This is a genomic window from Zhihengliuella alba, from assembly GCF_039538765.1.
Taxonomy (GTDB): Bacteria; Actinomycetota; Actinomycetes; order Actinomycetales; family Micrococcaceae; genus Zhihengliuella; species Zhihengliuella alba.
Window position 1 is genome coordinate 969,005 of sequence record NZ_BAABCJ010000001.1, and the last position, 16,101, is coordinate 985,105.

Here is a 16,101-nt window from a genome sequence, read left to right on the forward strand (position 1 = left end):
GGCGCGGCGGGCGGTGGCCGCTAGTGCTTGTGACCGTCCTCGTCCTCGGCGGGCTTCTCCGCCACGAGGGTCTCGGTGGTCAGCACCAGCGCCGCGATGGAGGCGGCGTTGCGCAGGGCCGAGCGGGTGACCTTGACCGGGTCGATGACGCCTGCGGCGAGCAGGTCCTCGTACTGGCCGGTCTTGGCGTTGAACCCGTGGTTGGCCGGCTGCTCGGCGACCTTGGCGGCCACCACGTAGCCGTCGTGGCCCGCGTTCTCGGCGATCCAGCGGACCGGCTGGACCAGCGCGCGGCGGACGATGCCGACGGCGGTCGCTGCGTCGCCCTCGAGGGCGGTCACGGCCGGATCGGTGTCCAGCGCGCCGAGCGCGTCCACCAGGGCGGTGCCGCCGCCGGCGACGATCCCGTCCTCGAGCGCGGCACGGGTCGAGGACACGGCGTCCTCGATCCGGTGCTTGCGCTCCTTGAGCTCCACCTCGGTGGCCGCGCCGACGCGGATGACGCCTACGCCGCCGGAGAGCTTCGCCAGACGCTCCTGGAGCTTCTCGCGGTCCCAGTCGGAGTCGGTGCGCTCCACCTCGGCCTTGATCTGCGCCACGCGGTCGTCGAGGTCGGCCTGGTCGCCCGCGCCGTCCACGATCGTGGTGTTGTCCTTGGTGACCGTGATGCGGCGGGCGGAGCCGAGCACCTCGAGGCCGACCTGGTCCAGCTTCAGGCCGAGCTCCGGGGAGACGACCTGCGCGCCGGTGAGCACCGCGAGGTCCTGCATCATGGCCTTGCGGCGGTCGCCGAAGCCGGGGGCCTTGACGGCCACGGCGGTCAGGATGCCGCGGAGCTTGTTGACCACCAGCGTGGACAGGGCCTCGCCCTCGACGTCCTCGGCGATGATGAACAGCGGCTTCTTGGACTCGAGCACCTTCTCCAGCAGCGGCAGGAAGTCCTGCACCGTGGAGATCTTGCCGGAGTTGATCAGGATCAGCGCGTCCTCGAGGACGGCCTCCTGGCGCTCCGGGTCCGTGACCATGTTCGGGGACAGGTAGCCCTTGTCGAACTGCATGCCCTCGGTGATGTCGAGCTCGGTCTGGGTGGTGTTCGACTCCTCGATGGTGATGACGCCATCGGTGCCGACCTTGCTGAACGCCTCGGCCAGCAGCGCGCCGACCTCGTCGCTCTGGGCGGAGATCGAGGCCACGTTGGCCACGTCCTCGCCCTCGACGGCGCGTGCGTTCTCGGCCAGGCGGCCGGCGACGGCCTCGACGGCCGCCTCGATGCCGCGCTTGACGTCGCCCGGGGCGGCGCCGGCAGCCACGTTGCGCAGGCCCTCCTTGACCAGGGCCTGGGCCAGCACGGTCGCCGTGGTGGTGCCGTCGCCGGCGACGTCGTTGGTCTTGGTGGCGACCTCCTTGGCGAGCTGGGCGCCGAGGTTCTCGTAGGAGTCCTCGAGCTCGATCTCGCGGGCGATCGTCACGCCGTCGTTGGTGATGGTCGGGGCGCCCCACTGCTTGTCGAGGACCACGTTGCGGCCCCGCGGGCCGAGGGTGACCTTGACCGTGTCGGCCAGCTTGTCGATGCCGGCCTCGAGCGCCTTGCGAGCGGCATCGTTAAAGGCGAGCTGCTTTGCCATGTTCTAACTCCTTCAGGGGCGCGTATAGCCCCGGCTCTGAACGGCCGGGGCTATACGCGGAAAGACTTACTTGACGACAGTGGCGAGGACGTCGCGGGCGGAGAGCACGAGGTACTCCTCGCCGCCGACCTTGACCTCGGTTCCGCCGTACTTGGAGTAGATGACGACGTCGCCTTCGTTGACGTCGACCGGGACGCGGTTGCCCTTGTCGTCGAAGCGACCCGGGCCCACGGCCACGACCTTGCCCTCCTGGGGCTTCTCCTTGGCCGTGTCGGGGATGACCAGTCCGGAAGCGGTGGTCTGCTCAGCCTCGAGCGGCTGGACAACGATACGATCCTCGAGGGGCTTGATGGAGACCGACATGCGGCTCTCTCCTTTGCGTGAGTTACCAATGGTTACTGGGGCCGTTGGGGTGTAACCAACCGTCGTCGCGGTGCCAGTTGGCAGTTCCTCAGGCGCTAGCACCCGACGGCGCCGAGTGCTAATCACACTTTATGGAACCGTTGGCACTCACGCAACACGACTGCTAATTCCGGGACCGGCGCGTCGTCGGCAGGCCCGTGCCGGAGCGCTGCTGCGGGCCGCTACTCCCAGGCCGCAGGGCGCGCGATCGTGGCGGCGCCGATCTCCTGCAGGAGCACGTCCCACACCTGCGCCGAGGCGACGGGCACCAGCTCGGAGCCGCCGTCGTCCAGGGCCCCGACGGCGTAGTGCCCGGCCGCCCCGGCGTTCAGCCAGGTCCGCTCGAAGCCGAGGTCCGGGATGGTCATGCTCCACCCGAACCACGGCTGGGCGAGAAGCCGGCGCGAGGCCGCGTCGGCGTCCGTCGGCACCGCGAGCGGGGCGTCGCAGCCGCGCTCCAGCTCGCCGGGCTCGAGCGTCCGCACGTTCCCGGTGACGCTCCACGCGGGGCCGAGGCCGGCCCAGGCCGCGATGAGCGCGGGTACGCCCTCGGTGGTGGCCAGGTCCAGCAGGAACGTACCGCGGGGTGTTCCGCCGAGGCCGTCGCTGCGCGGGGCGACGCCGTGGATCAGCTCCGGGGCCGAGGGGCCGGCGAGGACCAGCGCCCGCCCGGCGCCCACGTGGATGTCGAGGGTGGTGTCCAGGCCCTGGTGGCGGGCGCCGATCTCGATGCGGAACTCCGGCTCGCGCAGCGCGCCGAGGATGAACTCGAGGTCGGGCGAGAACTTGCCGGCGGCGTCGATCAGTCCGGCGGCGCGGAGCTCGCCCATCTCGGCCTGGTGGGCCGCGACGTCGAACCGGCCGAAGCGGCTGCGCTTGGCGTGCTCCTTGAGGAGGTTCACGGCGGCGGCGCTCAGGGTGGGTCCGTCCGAGCGGTAGCCCTGCACCGCGGGGAGCTTGGACAGGTCCTCGATCGGATGGCCGGCGAGCTCGCTGAGCCAGCGGTCGTGGCGCGGCTCCTTGGTGCCGCTGCTGACCTCGGCGTCGCGGGTGCCGCTGCTGGCGGGCACGGCCGCGGCGTCCCAGTCGAGCGACCCGGCGACCACCGCGCCGACCGGCAGCATCTCGTAGGCCAGGGCCACCGTCGCGGTCACCGTGATCTCGAGGGCGCGTCCGCCGCGGACGGCCAGGTAGCGGTCCACCACCAGGTCGAAGCCGCCGGCGGCGTAGGCGAAGCGCTGGCGGCGGCCCTCGCCGCCGTCGAGGTCCAGCTCGTCGTGGGCGACGAAGTGGCAGCCGTTGATCTGCGCGCGGGTGGTGGCCAGCGAGAACGCGGCCAGGGCCGGGAGCGAGCCGGCGTAGTCGGAGACGCGGACCACGACGTTCGGCCGGAACGCGAGCCCCTCGGCCTCCGGGTGGACCACGGCCAGGCTGCCGGCCGGGGCATCGGCCCGCTCCCATTCGACGGGGAAGGCGAGGCGGGCGCCGTCGTGCTCGAGGTAGGTGTAGCCCTCGGGCAGGATTCGTTCGGTCATCGGGGGCCCTCCCGGTCGTCGCGGTCCTCGTGGGGGTGGGAGTCCTGGCCGGGGCGGGCGTCGTCCCGCCGGGCCGGGGCCGGGCCGGCGTCCGGGTTCCCGAGCCGGCCGTACAGGCTCCCGCCGGGGCGGAGCGCCTGGCTGAGCGGGTCCTCGCCGCGCTTGATCTCATCGATCGTGTCCTTGACCCACTGCGGCAGCATGAATCGGGGCAGCCAGAACATGCCGATGATGCCGATGATGGCTCCGGCGATCATGGTGAAGATCAGCAGCAGGCCCAGCAGGGCGCGGACGATGTTCCCCTCCGGCATGGCCTGGAGGATCACGGCGGCACCGGCGCCGGACAGGATGGCCGCGCCGATGTAGAGGCCGGCCAGGCCGGGCCAGCCGGGGAAGAAGGACTTCAGGGCCAGCCAGGCGACGTACTTGCCGCGGTAGGCCAGGACGCCGGAGACGAAGCTGACTCCGCCGATGCCGAGCAGGATGGCGAAGAAGACCGGTTGATCCAAGGGGGTGTTCCCTTCCACCGGCGCGCGCCGGCATGATTCGTCGAAGAGCAGCTGGGCGCCCGGGGTGGGTCCAGCCTAGAAGATGGAGTTCCACGCGTCGGAGAGGGCGTCGCCTGCGTCGTCGAGCAGCTCGCCCGCGCCGTCCACCAGGTCGGTGACGCCCTCGGCGGCCCAGTCCTTGAAGCCCGTGGCGTCCATCAGGTAGGAGATGCCGATGCCGACGCCGAAGCCGACCACGGTGCCCAGCGGGCCGCCGATCATGGTGCCGATGGCCGCGCCGGTCATGCCCGCACCGACGTCCAGTGCCACCTTGGTGGTGCCGCGGGTGGCGGACTCGTAGAGGGCGCGGTTGTGGATCTCCGACTCGGACCAGTCCGGGTGCTCCTCGAGCAGGCGCGCCTTGGCGTCCTCGTACTCGTCCCGGTAGGTCAGCCCCGCCATGACCACGGAGAGCACCGGGCCGGCGCCGCGGACGAACTTGGTCCATCCGTTGGAGGTGCGGAAGTCGTCGACGAAGTTGGTGAGCTTCTGGTCCGGGCGCCACCATGCGGGCCGGTTGCCGGGGCCCATCGGTGCCCACCGGTTCGGGTGGGCGTCCACGTGGGCGCGGTACTTCGCGGAGTTGCGGTAGAGGTACTCGTTGATCTCCGGGCGCAGGTTGAGGAACTGGCGCTGGGTCCAGGTCCGCCGGGTGACGTCCGTGACCGTCATGGTCTCCAGCGTCTCCTGGACCAGCGTGACGGTGGCGATGTAGCGGCCGTTGGGCGTGACGATCACGCGGCTGGGCACGGTGATGGCCGTCAGCTTCCAGCGCTGGTAGGTGGTCTGGACGATGGTCAGCTGGCTGAAGCGGACGTCCTCGAACATGGTCAGGGCCAGTCCACCGCCGAGCAGGCCCGTCGCCAGGCCCGCCTCCTTCTCGGTGAGCAGGTCCACGAAGCCATCGTCGGTGACGTCGATGCCGTTGATGTCCTTGGCGCAGGTGTCCGCAGCGGCCGTGAGGTCGGCGACGAGATCGTTGATCTTCCCCTGGATCTCGGCCTGGGAGCCATAGCCGAACTCCGGGTTCTCCACGTCGGGGTCGGAGGAGGACGCGTTGGAGTTGAACGTGGAGATGCGGCTCTCGAGGTTCGTCTTGCGCGTCTTGAGCTCGGTGACGGTCTCGGCGTAGGTCTCCAGGTGGCCCTTCGCCTGCTCGGCGACGACCTCCACGGCGGTGGCGTGCGCCAGCGGCATGGTCATCGCCTGGACGACGGCGTCGCGGCCGGGGCCCTCGCGGTAGGCGCCGTCCACGGCGGCCCACTCGGTGGCGCAGTCGCCGACCACCTCGTGAATCTCTTTGCCCTTCTTCGGCAGCTGCCCGGCGTCGGTCTTGATGGTGGCGGGGTCGGGCCATCCCTGCAGGCCGGAGGTATCGAAGGCCACGACTACACCGTCTTCCCGTCGTTGATGTCCAGTTCCGGCACGGCGACGATCGACTCCTCGGCGTCGTCCATCATCGACTGGTCGCCGTTCTCATAGGCCTGGGCCACGTCCCCCAGCGCCGTGCACGCGTTCTTCACGCGCGTCTCGGCGGCCTCGGTCTGCAGGGCCAGGATGTCGTTCCAGAGACCGGTCAGAGCCGAGGCGACCTGCGGCATCTTGCACGACTCAATGCTGTTGTCCACGGCGGTCGAGAGCGCGCTGCGCTTCCCGGGCAGATCATCGATGTGCCCCTCGACCTTGCCCTTGACGGTCCGCATGGTCCCAGGACTGACGTCGTATCCCGACAATGCCACGGTGCCCGCTCCTCCCTGCTCGTTCGATCAGCGCCGAGAATTCCGGCGATCCAACCCTATGCGGCCCGAGCTCCGGGCGCGATGGTGAGAACTCCCCATGCTCACGCCGCTCTGCGCCGGTCAGGCGTGCTCGAGCAGAAATCGGGCTGTTGGCACGTCTGTCACGAGAACATCGGCCAGGCCCGAGCGGGCGACGGCCAGAACCGCGCGCTCCTTGCCGGGACCTCCGCCGACCGCGGTAACGGACGGCGTCGCCCTCAACTGCTGCTCGGAGATCCCTATGGTCCGTCCTTCCAATGCCGGGAGGGTCACCCCATCGGCGTCCAGGAGCGTGGTCCCGACCTCCGCGACCACACCGCGGTCCACCAGCTGCTCCACCTCGCCCAGCTGGTCGGCCTGGGCGGCCAGCAGCGAGGCATCCGGCCATCCGCCGATCGTGACGATCGCGCGGTCCAGGCCGTCCATCCGTGCCAAGGCCCGGCGCACGGCGGGCTGGGCCGCGATGGCGCGGCCAGCGGCCGCGTCCGTGGCGAGCATCGGGGCGTGCAGTGAGTGGATCTTCCCCCGGACGGCAGATGTCATGGCGGTGATGGCCCGGAGGATCTCGCCCTCGTCGGTCGATGCGACGCCGGTCAGCTGCACGACGTCGCACATCGGCAGCAACTCGAGGCGCTCGCACATCTCGATGATCGTGCGTCCGGGTGTCATCCCGACGATGTCGTCCTCCTCTATGGAGTCCACCAAGAGTCGCGCGCACACCGAGGCGAGAGCCGTCCTGACCTGTTCCGTGCCGCCGACCGGCGCCGGCACGGCATAGGCGGCCGACAGATCGAACCGATCCGCAAGCCGATGGGAGAGCTCGGTATCTATCGGATCCGCCATGACAGGGCGAATCTCCACGAGCCCCTCGTCGCGGGCCCGCTGGACCATCCTGCCGACCATGAAGCGGGAGACTCCCAGCTCCTCGGCGATGTCCACCGTAGACCGGTTGTACTTGAGCCGCTGGAGCGCCGCATAGACGCAGCGCATCTGTTCGTCGATTGTCATCTTGCTCACCTGAGCAGTCTAGCCGCTCGCCCGTGCCACTGTGATTAGCATTACATCCGTCAACCGGGGCGGCTGCGAGTCCAGCGGCGCTCCGCTCTCCATCCTCATCGTTCACACCCCTTCATCACTCATAGGGAGCAGCAATGGAACTCACCAGGAAACCAGCGGCGCTCGCTCGCACCGCACTCGTCGCGATCGCCGCCGGAGCGATGCTCACCGGTTGCGCATCGAGCCCCTCCGGCGGTCCGGACGTCGAGGTCGAATCCTTCGACTGGCGGAACTTCGAGGGCGAGGAACTCAACATCCTCATGAGCCAGCACCCGCTCTCCAATGCGATCCAGAGCCACGTCGAGGAATTCGAGGAGCTCACCGGGGTCGAGGTGAACATCGAGACCCAGTCGGAGACCGACTACATGGTCAAGATCCTCACCGAGCTGCAGTCCGGCTCGGGCTCCTACGACGTCTTCATGACCTCCCAGCCCATGAACTACCAGTACGCCGCGGCCGGTTGGATCGAGGACCTGCAGCCCTGGGTCGAGGACCCCAATCACACGTCGCCGGAATACGACTTCGACGACTTCTACCCGGCGCTCATCGAGGCCAACCGCTGGGACACCACGGACTTCGGCGGGGCCGGCGAGGGCGGCCTCTGGGCCATCCCGGCCAATGAGGAGGGTTACGCGCTCTTCTACCGCAAGGACATTCTCGAGGCCAACGGCATCGAGGTCCCACAGACGGTGGACGAGCTCATCGCTGCCGCCAAGCAGCTCGACGGGACGGAGTACGACGGGCAGAAGATCTCAGGCTTCGTCAGCCGCGGCGACAAGACGTACCCGACCCTCAATCCCTTCTCCACGTTCGCCGGCGCGTACGGCGCCCAGGACGTGACGGACGGCAAGGCAACGGTGAACTCCCCCGAGGGCGTTGCCGCTGTCAGCAAGTGGGTTGAGCTCATGGGCACCGCACCCCAGGCGGCCAGCACCTACACGTGGTACGAGGCGCAGCAGGACTTCATCGGTGGCAACGCTGCGTTCTACATCGACGCCGATCACATGGCGCCGGACTTCGAGAAGGAGGGCAGCCCGATCGCCGGGAAGGTCGGCTATGCCCTGCCTCCCGAGGGCCCGGAGGGACGCGCGTCGAGCCTGTGGGTCTGGTCCCTGGGCATGAACGCCTCCTCCGAGCACAAGGGCGCGTCGTGGCAGTTCATCCAGTGGGCCACCTCCAAGGAGATGCTCACGAACGCGATCGCCGACGGCAACATGAACCCGACCCGCGTCTCCGTCGCGGAGAGTGACGAGATGGCCGCCGCCACCGCCGAGTGGGGCGACTACAACGAGGTCTGGCAGGAGATCCTCTCCGACTACGCCGAGTGGCCGTACGCCCCCTCCGCGACATGGCCCGAGGTCGGCGACATCTGGGCGACCGCCATCCAGTCCGCGGTCCTCGGCGACCAGAGCGTCGAAGAGGCGCTCGATGAGGCCGCCGCCAAGATCGACGAAGCCATCAAGTAGTCCTCGGCCACCGGGCGCGGCTGACCTCCTCCCGGCCGCGCCCGGTCCCCCACCGAAGGGTTCCCCATGAAGCACAGAGCCTCACTGCCCTACCTCCTGGCCCTACCCGGACTGGCAGTCCTCGTCGCCATCCTCTACCCATTCCTCACCGGCGCCTGGTGGTCGTTCACGTCCTACCGCCTCAACCGCGGCGATCCCGAGTTCAACTGGGGCGAGAACTTCGTCACCCTCTTCTCCTCCGGGGAGGGTCTGCACGCCATCGGTGTGACGCTGACCTACGCCGGCGTGGTCGTCGTCATCGAGTGTCTGCTCGGCATCAGCCTCGCCATGCTGCTCAACTACGGGCGGTACGGCAATTTCTTCCGTCTGCTCATCGTCCTCCCCATGCTGCTGCCGCCGGTCATCGCTGCGCTGATGTGGAAGGTCATGCTGACGGAGAACGGCATCGCGAACTGGATCCTCGAATCCCTCGGCGGGCAGCGGCTGCTCTGGCTCAACGGCCAGGACTCCGCCCTGTGGTCCGTGATCTTGATCGACGTCTGGATCTTCACGCCGTTCGTCGTGCTCCTGGCACAGGCCGGACTGCGGAGCATCCCCGCGGAGCTCCGCGAGGCCTCGGCCGTCGACGGCGCCGGACCGATCCGCAACTTCGTCTCGGTGACACTGCCGATGCTGACGCCCATCCTGATCGTCATCGTCACGTTCCGCGGCGTCGACTCGCTCAAGATGTTCGACATCATCTACACCACCACCAAGGGCGGGCCGATCGACGCGACCACCAACCTGCACGTCATGGCGTACCTCGACGGTATCCGGAACCTCAACTTCGGCATGGCCATGGCCGCGCTCGTCGTGCTCTGGGTGCTGTGCTACTTGATCTCGCACTTCCTGCTGAAGGCCCGCCGAAAGGAGGCGATGTCATGACCGCCGTCCTGATCCACGAGGAAGCGGCCAAACGCCGCCGTCGTCGCAAGAACTCCAAGCACGCCGTCGTCATCACCGTTCTGAGCGCGTGGACAGTCTTCGCCCTGGCGCCGATCGTGTGGATCCTCATGATGTCGCTGAAGCAGCCTGGCGACATCGCGTCCTACCCGCCAAAGTTCTTCTTCACGCCGACGCTCGAGAACTACGCGGAGGTCCTGAGCGGACCGGAATTCCTGACCCCATTCGCGAACTCGTTGATTGTCACGCTGGGCGCCTTGGCGCTGACCCTCGTGATCGGCCTGCCGACGGCCTATTCGCTCGCGCGATTTGCCTTCAAGGGCCGAGAGAACATCGCTTTCGGAATCCTCTCCCTGCGCTTCGCCCCAGAGCTGTTGATCATCCTGCCGCTGTACCTGATCTTCCAGAACGTCAACCTCCACGACACCTACCTCGGCCTCATACTGGCGTACCAGCTGGTCACACTCCCGATGCTGGTCTGGATGCTCCGCTCCTTCATCGAAGACCTCCCCAAGGAGCTCGAGGAGGCCGTGGCGATCGACGGTGGCACCCGCTGGACGGCGTTCCGGCACGTGCTGTTCCGGTTGATGGCCCCGGGCCTCGGGGCCAGCCTGATGCTGTCCTTCATCTGGGCCTGGAACAACTACACGTTGCCCCTGGTCCTCAGCGGCCGCAATACCGAGGTCATCACCACCGGCATCCAGCAGTACATCTCCTTCCAGTCCATCGCTTGGGGGCCGATGGCGGCCGCAACCGTCATCTCCCTGATCCCCGGCATCCTCTTCGCCCTGCTCTCCCTCCGCTGGATCGTCGACGGTCTGACGGCGGGAACGGTCAAGGGCTGACCCCCACCACGAACCAGGAGTCATCATGAACATCCCCGAGACCATGCTCGCCAGTGTCCTCACCGAGCCCGAACGCATCGAACTCCAGCGCGTCGGAGTCCCGGCCCCCGGGCCCGGCCAGGTCCTCATGCGGGTGACCGCCGTCGGGGTCTGCGGATCCGACACCCACTTCTACGAGACGGGGCGCATCGGCGATATCGTCGTCGACGGGCCGATCGTTCTGGGCCACGAGACGGCCGGCGAGGTCGTCGCCGTCGGGGCCGGCGTGGACCCGTCCCGCGTCGGCGAGCAGGTCGCGATCGAGCCGCAGATGCCGTGCCGCCGCTGTGACTTCTGCAAGACCGGCAGCTACCACCTGTGCCGTTCCATGCGCTTCTACGGCGCGTACCCGGTGGACGGCTCGTTCTCCGAATACGCCCTCATCGATGATGATTTCGCCCACCCCATCCCGGAGGGGATGACGCCGGAGCAGGCCGCCCTGGTCGAGCCCGTGTCCGTGGCCGTCCACGCGTGCCGGCGGGCCGGCATCGTTCCCGGGGCCAAGGTATTCATCACGGGTGCCGGACCCATTGGCGTCCTCACCGCCCAGGTAGCGCGTGCGTTCGGGGCCACCGAGGTGGTCATCAGCGATCCCATCCCGCACCGCAGAGCGTACGCCGAGGCCCGTGGCGTCACTCAGGCGCTCGACCCCGCCGAGGCAGACCTGAGCCGGTACGACCAGTACTTCGACGTGTACATCGACGCGTCGGCGCACGCTGGCGCCATCGGATCCGCGTTCCCGGCCATCCGTCCGGGCGGCGTCGCTGTGCTGGTCGGCATGGGAGGCCTGAACCTCGACGTGCCGATCGCCATGATCCAACACCGGGAGATCACCCTTACTGGCACCTACCGGTACGTCAACACGTGGCCGACCGCGATCGACCTGATCGCCACCGAGGCCATCGAGGTCGACTCGCTGGTAACGGGGCGCTATGGACTCGACGCCGTGGAGGAGGCCCTCACCAAGGCCAAGACGGACCCCGTGGCTATCAAGACGATGATCATCCCGTCGCTGACAGCCTCCGAGGGGTGAGGTGGATGGAACCGGCGGCCCGGCGGGGCACCGGCCCGGTGCGCCTGATCGTCGAGCAGATTCTCTTCGACATGGACGGGACGCTGATCGACTCGATCGCTGCCGTGGAGGCCGCGTGGCAGAGCTGGGCGGCGGAGTTCGACGTCGTCATGCTGCCGGGCAGCGAGTTCCACGGCCGTACAGCCGCCGATTTGGTCGCGTCGCTGGTTCCGGACGACCTGTTCGAGGCCGCGCTCGACCGACTCGAGGAGCTGGAGCGGGAGCCGGCGAGTCCCGTGATCGCTCTGCCTGGCGCGCTGGAACTGTTGGCCGCTCTGCCGGCGGACCGGTGGTCCATCGTGACGTCCGCGGCGCGGCCGGTTGCCGTCGCGCGGCTCGCCGCGGCCGGCGTGCCGCTTCCGGATCGGCTGGTCAGCGGGGACGACGTAGAGCACGGCAAGCCATCGCCCGCGCCGTTCCTCGCCGGCTTGGTCAGGACCGGCCCGGCGCTGGCCTTCGAAGACACGCTCGCCGGGCTCGCCTCCGCCCGCGCCGCCGGATGCGCGACTGTGGGGATCATCGGGACTTACCCGGCGGAGGAGCTGCGTCCCCACGCCGACCACTTGGTCGACAGCCTCTCCGCGGTGACCGTGGTGGAGTCGGGGTCCCGCGGGCTCGTCCTGGAGGTCAGCACCGCCGGGTGGTAGGGGCCGGATTGCCCGGCCTGCCGCCTCTCTGGGGCCGGCATCGAGACGCCCGCGACACGTACGTGGTGCTCCAGGTGACGGGGCTCAGGCTGGCCGGGGAGTACTGGCGATCACCGCTGAGACTCGTTTGATCGCCGCCGGGCCCGAGATTCGGGAGCGCTTCCTTCGCGCTTGGGGACGGCCTCTGGTCATCCCGAGAGCGCGAAAGGACGTGCGTTCCTCGAACAGCGCCGTCGCCTACGTGAGGAAACCGCTCGGCCTCAGGCCCATGACGAATGATCCTGAAGAGACCTTGCAGGAACGGTATAGCGGTCCGTGTGCGTCGTTGCGCGATGAGGGCCCCGCCACTCTGCGGCGGGGCCCTCATCGCGGTGCAACTAGGCTCCTACGAGTACGCGCTCATGCTGGACAACATCCGATGGTTCGGCTCCGTTCGCACGCAGCATCAGTTCTCCCACAGTGCTTGAGCTGGTGAGGTCCATGTCGGCCAGGGTGCGGCGGTACTCGACCGTTGAAGCCATCGAGATACCAATGAACTCCAGCGTTCCCGGATTGGTCACACACCCGATGGTCACCGGCTGGTCGACGAGAACGGTAGCCATCACGTCTCGAAGCCGATCGTTCGGAAGGGCTGCAACTACGACCTTGTCGCCCAATGAGTCGGTCTCGGCATACTCGCGAATTCCCGCGTCCGTATGCAAGGCCCGTTCGATGCGATGGGCGACGTCGCGCCGGTCATCGAATCGTGCGTCGTGTCGGGCCCGGAGCAGGAAGGTGTCGCCCTCAATCTCGAGAGCGAACTCCATGTGACCGTCGATGCTTCCGTCGGGGTCGAGGCCTGCCTCGACTGCGAGGCTGTGAACTTCGGCCGGCGATGGAAGGTCATCAAACGCCGCGACGATGCCCGGGAGCTGTGGGCTCGAGACTGAGTGCGCGAAGTCATCGCCCCATGAGGTGATGATCATCTGAGCGTTATTTACCACTGACTGCCTCCTTCGCTTCGTCACGCGTAAGCCCAATTTGCCGCATCAGATACTGCTTGACAAGACCGCCAGCAATCTCCTTGCCAGCATGGAATGCGAAGACGATCTGTGGGCGACCCTCACAACTCATAACGTCGTGGGAGCCCTTACCCTTCCCGGTGGACCTGTAGCCAAGTCCTTCGACGATGCGCCGAAGCTTCTTGGCGTCCATAGACGGGAAGTCACTGCTACCCATGTACCGGCTGCCTCCCCCAACAGACGTCGCGTGACTTCGCAAACATAGCATCCGTACCTGTGCGTCTCCGCATCGCGTACAGATTTGGTGACTCATGGGCGATCTGGGAATCCGGTGTCTGTTGCCGTGAGGATGCTTCGGCCGGACGAGCGGATGGGAGTTAGGATGCAAGCCAGCGGGCCAGTCCGCGCGCTACCGGGCCGCGGCGAGGCCGCCGAGCTCTCCGCCGCTAGGCTGGAGACCATGGCTTCCACCCCCGCCGCCGAGCAGTCGACCGAGAACCTCATGCCGGTCCTGTCCCCCGAGGGCTTCGGCCTCCTGTCCTCCCTGGCACCCGAGGCAGCGGCCACCGATCGCGCCGCCCTCGAGCTCAACCTCTCTCTCCGGAAGACGGGCCATGACCCGGAAGTCGTCACCGCCGTCGTGCACCAGGCGCGACTGCGCGCCCTGGCGAAGACCAAGCTGGGGCCGTTCGCCGAGCACATGATCCTCACGCGGGCCGGGCTGGAGCAGGCGACGCGGATGAACGTCGCCGCCCTGCACGCGCGGCGGTACGTGGAGGCCGGGTTCACCCGGGTCGCGGACCTTGGGTGCGGCCTCGGCTCCGACGCGATGGCGATGGCGTCGCTGGAGCTCGACGTGACCGCCGTTGAACTCGACGAGACGACGGCCGCCGCCGCCACCATGAACCTCATGCCCTGGCCGAACGCGCGGGTGGTCAACGCCGATGCGGAGGGCTTCGACGTCTCCGGCTTCGACGCCGTCTGGCTGGATCCGGCACGGCGGACCACCACGACGTCCGGCACGTCGCGGATCTTCGACCCCGAGGCGTTCAGCCCGCCGCTGTCCTTCGTGGAGGCGCTCGCGGACGCCGGCAAGCCGGTCGGCGTGAAGCTGGGGCCGGGCATCCCGCACGAGTCGGTGCCCGCGGACTGCGAGGCGCAGTGGGTGTCGGTCGGCGGCGCGGTAACCGAGGCGACCCTGTGGTTCGGCAGTCTCCGGCGCAACGGGGTCCGCCGGGCCGCGCTGGTGGTCGGCGGGCACGGGGCGGCGGAGCTGACGTCGGAGACCGACGCGGCCGAGGCGGCCCGGGCGCGCGGGACCCGGCCCACCGGCGACGTGGAGGGCTACCTGTACGAGCCGGACGGCGCCGTGATCCGGGCCGGCCTGGTGGAGCAGGTGGTGGATGCCGTGGGCGGGCACCTGCTGGATCCGCACATCGCGTACTTCTGTGCGCCCGAGGCCGTGGAGACGCCGTTCGCCCGCGCCTACCGCGTCCTCGACGTGAAGCCGTACAACGTCAAAGCGCTGCGGGCGTGGGTCAAGGCCGCCGGGATCGGCGTGCTGGACATCAAGAAGCGCGGCCTGGACGTCACGCCGGAGGAGCTGCGGCGGGTGCTGCTGGCCGGCGCGGGCAAGAAGGCGAAGAAGAAGGCGACTCTGGTGCTGACGCGGATCGGCGACTCCCGCTACGCGATCGAGGTCGAGCCGGTCTGAAGCTCCGCGGGGTGCTTGCCGCTTCGCCTCGGAGGGCCCGCGGCGTGCTGACTCAGCACGCTACTGCGCGCGAGTGAGCACTTCGGCACGCACTTGGCGCTGCATCGGGTGCTCACGGCGCACCTGGCGGGCCGACCCGTGCTGGACACGCACCTCGCGGCCCAGGATCCTGATCAGGCCGTCGACGGCAGCCGGGCCCCGCGACGGACGAAGGCCAGACGCAGCCGCTCGAAGAACTCCGCCTCGCCGCGCGCCGTGAGGATCGCCCCGTCCGCGCGGACCGTGATCCAGTCGATCGCCTCAAGCGCGTGATCGCGCCTGATGTCCTTCGTCATCTGGGGGCCGTCACGGTGATGGGCACCCTCGTACTGGACCGCGATCCGAAAGTCAGGGAAGGCGAGGTCCGGCCTCACGAAACGGCCGGGAGCGACCTCGATCCGCGGGTTCACCGCCGGCTCCGGCCAGCCGCGCCGGACGATGCGCAGGCGCACGAGGCTCTCCATGGGAGAGTCGACGCCTTCGCGGATCATGCCCAGCGCACGGCGCGCTCCCTTCCGGCCGCGGAACGTGGGGCGCCGGACCAGGACGTCCTCGATCCGGTCACGCGTGGTCAACGGATTCCGGCCCACCACACCGCTCGGCCGCTGCGGACCGTCCGCGCGTTGCAGCAAGGCGTCCCCGGCTGCCACCAACTGCTCGACGTCCAGCCCCAGGCCGGCCAGCTCGGTCCAGCACCATTCGGGCGACACCAGGCGGATGCCATCGACGACCCGGAGGTCGGCGCGTGTCGCCTGGCTCCGGTGTCCCCGCACGTTTCGATTGCGAAGCACCGCTGTCTCAGGTCCCAGCCGGCTCAGATGCACGGGGAGGATGCCGGAGAGCTGCGGCGGGAGCCACAGCCCCCAGGCCCGGGCCGCCGACGAGTGACTCACGAACTCATCAGCGGTCCCGGGACAGAAAGCGCGGAGCAGGTCCAGATGGTCGGGCTGCGCGTCAGCGAGGGCGAAGACGCCGCGCGCCACGCAGACGAAGTGCCGGCCCTGCAGCTGCCGGCGCGTGAGCCCGAGTTCGCGCGCCTGGCTGGCGGGGAAGACGCTCGGCAGGCGCATGAGTGCCTTGGTCAGGGTGTCATCCGTCGGCATGGTGCCATCCTGCCCGAACGGAAGCAGCAGGCAGCCGTTGTCCACAGGCCGGGCCGCCCTGGGGTAGGCCATAGAGGCCCCTTCCCTCGACCCGGGAGAGCCGCGACGGCGCATTCCAGCACCTCATGACCCCCGACGTGCCATGCCAGCACGCATTTCGGCCTCTAAAACGTGCTCAAGCGGCCCCTAGCAGAGGCAAGGGTGCTGAAACCGCACTTCGCGCACGCCGAGGTGCTGAATCCGCACTTCGCGCACGCCGAGGTGCTGAATCCGCACTTCGCGCGCGCCG

General features: G+C 68.7%; 16 protein-coding genes. 6 read left to right on the forward strand and 10 right to left on the reverse strand.

What is annotated here, in order from left to right; all coding sequences use genetic code 11:
• Nucleotides 1–20: 20 nt before the first annotated feature.
• The 7 genes from groL to ABD784_RS04310 form a co-directional block, all read right to left on the reverse strand.
• Entirely contained in the window at nucleotides 21–1,625 is a 1,605-nt protein-coding gene (groL, locus tag ABD784_RS04280; RefSeq protein WP_344880419.1) for a chaperonin GroEL, read from the reverse strand.
• A 66-nt stretch (nucleotides 1,626–1,691) separates the two neighbouring features.
• Complete coding sequence (gene groES / locus ABD784_RS04285; protein WP_309082146.1) at nucleotides 1,692–1,988, reverse strand: co-chaperone GroES; 297 nt, start codon at nucleotides 1,986–1,988, stop codon at nucleotides 1,692–1,694.
• Nucleotides 1,989–2,209: 221 nt separating this feature from the next.
• On the reverse strand, nucleotides 2,210–3,562 hold the full coding sequence (locus ABD784_RS04290) for a hypothetical protein (RefSeq protein ID WP_344880422.1): 1,353 nt from the start codon (nucleotides 3,560–3,562) through the stop codon (nucleotides 2,210–2,212).
• Complete coding sequence (locus tag ABD784_RS04295; protein ID WP_344880425.1) at nucleotides 3,559–4,071, reverse strand: hypothetical protein; 513 nt, start codon at nucleotides 4,069–4,071, stop codon at nucleotides 3,559–3,561. The genes ABD784_RS04290 and ABD784_RS04295 overlap by 4 nt, the downstream gene beginning before the upstream one ends.
• A gap of 75 nt (nucleotides 4,072–4,146) precedes the next feature.
• A complete protein-coding gene (locus ABD784_RS04300) occupies nucleotides 4,147–5,496 on the reverse strand; it encodes a hypothetical protein (RefSeq protein ID WP_344880429.1) in 1,350 nt (449 codons plus the stop codon).
• A gap of 2 nt (nucleotides 5,497–5,498) precedes the next feature.
• A complete protein-coding gene (locus ABD784_RS04305; RefSeq protein WP_344880432.1) occupies nucleotides 5,499–5,849 on the reverse strand; it encodes a DUF6507 family protein in 351 nt (116 codons plus the stop codon).
• A 120-nt stretch (nucleotides 5,850–5,969) separates the two neighbouring features.
• On the reverse strand, nucleotides 5,970–6,896 hold the full coding sequence (locus tag ABD784_RS04310; RefSeq protein ID WP_344881314.1) for a sugar-binding transcriptional regulator: 927 nt from the start codon (nucleotides 6,894–6,896) through the stop codon (nucleotides 5,970–5,972).
• Between the two features lie 143 nt (nucleotides 6,897–7,039).
• Between ABD784_RS04310 and ABD784_RS04315 the strand changes: the two genes are divergently transcribed.
• The 5 genes from ABD784_RS04315 to ABD784_RS04335 all read left to right on the forward strand — a co-directional run bounded on the left by ABD784_RS04315 (nucleotide 7,040) and on the right by ABD784_RS04335 (nucleotide 11,955).
• Nucleotides 7,040–8,410 carry an ABC transporter substrate-binding protein gene (locus ABD784_RS04315; protein ID WP_344880435.1) on the forward strand — a complete coding sequence of 457 codons (1,371 nt, stop codon included), beginning with the start codon at nucleotides 7,040–7,042 and terminating at the stop codon, nucleotides 8,408–8,410.
• A gap of 66 nt (nucleotides 8,411–8,476) precedes the next feature.
• The gene (locus tag ABD784_RS04320; protein WP_344880438.1) at nucleotides 8,477–9,334 is read left to right on the forward strand and encodes a carbohydrate ABC transporter permease; all 858 of its coding nucleotides are present in this window, start codon (nucleotides 8,477–8,479) and stop codon (nucleotides 9,332–9,334) included.
• On the forward strand, nucleotides 9,331–10,197 hold the full coding sequence (locus tag ABD784_RS04325; protein WP_344880441.1) for a carbohydrate ABC transporter permease: 867 nt from the start codon (nucleotides 9,331–9,333) through the stop codon (nucleotides 10,195–10,197). Before ABD784_RS04320 ends, ABD784_RS04325 begins: the two co-directional genes overlap by 4 nt.
• Before the next feature lie 25 nt (nucleotides 10,198–10,222).
• A complete protein-coding gene (locus ABD784_RS04330) occupies nucleotides 10,223–11,269 on the forward strand; it encodes an NAD(P)-dependent alcohol dehydrogenase (RefSeq protein WP_344880444.1) in 1,047 nt (348 codons plus the stop codon).
• A 5-nt stretch (nucleotides 11,270–11,274) separates the two neighbouring features.
• A complete protein-coding gene (locus ABD784_RS04335; protein ID WP_344881317.1) occupies nucleotides 11,275–11,955 on the forward strand; it encodes an HAD-IA family hydrolase in 681 nt (226 codons plus the stop codon).
• A gap of 377 nt (nucleotides 11,956–12,332) precedes the next feature.
• On the opposite strand, the gene ABD784_RS04340 is transcribed toward ABD784_RS04335, so the two are convergent.
• Together ABD784_RS04340 and ABD784_RS14330 are read right to left on the reverse strand one after the other, a co-directional pair.
• Entirely contained in the window at nucleotides 12,333–12,920 is a 588-nt protein-coding gene (locus ABD784_RS04340) for a hypothetical protein (protein WP_344880447.1), read from the reverse strand.
• 7 nt (nucleotides 12,921–12,927) lie between these two features.
• Nucleotides 12,928–13,269 (reverse strand): type II toxin-antitoxin system HicA family toxin, encoded by a 342-nt coding sequence (locus ABD784_RS14330; RefSeq protein WP_425582918.1) that lies wholly within the window; start codon nucleotides 13,267–13,269, stop codon nucleotides 12,928–12,930.
• A 147-nt stretch (nucleotides 13,270–13,416) separates the two neighbouring features.
• Between ABD784_RS14330 and ABD784_RS04345 the strand changes: the two genes are divergently transcribed.
• The gene (locus ABD784_RS04345) at nucleotides 13,417–14,670 is read left to right on the forward strand and encodes a class I SAM-dependent methyltransferase (RefSeq protein WP_344880450.1); all 1,254 of its coding nucleotides are present in this window, start codon (nucleotides 13,417–13,419) and stop codon (nucleotides 14,668–14,670) included.
• Between the two features lie 173 nt (nucleotides 14,671–14,843).
• Here the strand turns inward: ABD784_RS04345 and ABD784_RS04350 are convergent, their stop codons facing one another.
• Nucleotides 14,844–15,884, reverse strand: a complete 1,041-nt coding sequence (locus ABD784_RS04350; RefSeq protein ID WP_344880453.1) for a hypothetical protein — start codon at nucleotides 15,882–15,884, stop codon at nucleotides 14,844–14,846.
• Between the last annotated feature and the right edge of the window lie 217 nt (nucleotides 15,885–16,101).

Coding starts and splice junctions, on each gene's coding strand:
- ABD784_RS04335 (WP_344881317.1), top strand. CDS start 11,275: ATGGAACCGGCGGCCCGGCGGGGCACCGGCCCGGTGCGCCTGATCGTC.
- ABD784_RS04290 (WP_344880422.1), bottom strand. CDS start 3,562: ATGACCGAACGAATCCTGCCCGAGGGCTACACCTACCTCGAGCACGAC.
- ABD784_RS04340 (WP_344880447.1), bottom strand. CDS start 12,920: ATGATCATCACCTCATGGGGCGATGACTTCGCGCACTCAGTCTCGAGC.
- ABD784_RS04330 (WP_344880444.1), top strand. CDS start 10,223: ATGAACATCCCCGAGACCATGCTCGCCAGTGTCCTCACCGAGCCCGAA.
- groES (WP_309082146.1), bottom strand. CDS start 1,988: ATGTCGGTCTCCATCAAGCCCCTCGAGGATCGTATCGTTGTCCAGCCG.
- ABD784_RS04345 (WP_344880450.1), top strand. CDS start 13,417: ATGGCTTCCACCCCCGCCGCCGAGCAGTCGACCGAGAACCTCATGCCG.
- ABD784_RS04325 (WP_344880441.1), top strand. CDS start 9,331: ATGACCGCCGTCCTGATCCACGAGGAAGCGGCCAAACGCCGCCGTCGT.
- ABD784_RS04320 (WP_344880438.1), top strand. CDS start 8,477: ATGAAGCACAGAGCCTCACTGCCCTACCTCCTGGCCCTACCCGGACTG.
- ABD784_RS04350 (WP_344880453.1), bottom strand. CDS start 15,884: ATGGCCTACCCCAGGGCGGCCCGGCCTGTGGACAACGGCTGCCTGCTG.
- ABD784_RS04315 (WP_344880435.1), top strand. CDS start 7,040: ATGGAACTCACCAGGAAACCAGCGGCGCTCGCTCGCACCGCACTCGTC.
- ABD784_RS04310 (WP_344881314.1), bottom strand. CDS start 6,896: ATGACAATCGACGAACAGATGCGCTGCGTCTATGCGGCGCTCCAGCGG.
- groL (WP_344880419.1), bottom strand. CDS start 1,625: ATGGCAAAGCAGCTCGCCTTTAACGATGCCGCTCGCAAGGCGCTCGAG.
- ABD784_RS14330 (WP_425582918.1), bottom strand. CDS start 13,269: ATGAGTCACCAAATCTGTACGCGATGCGGAGACGCACAGGTACGGATG.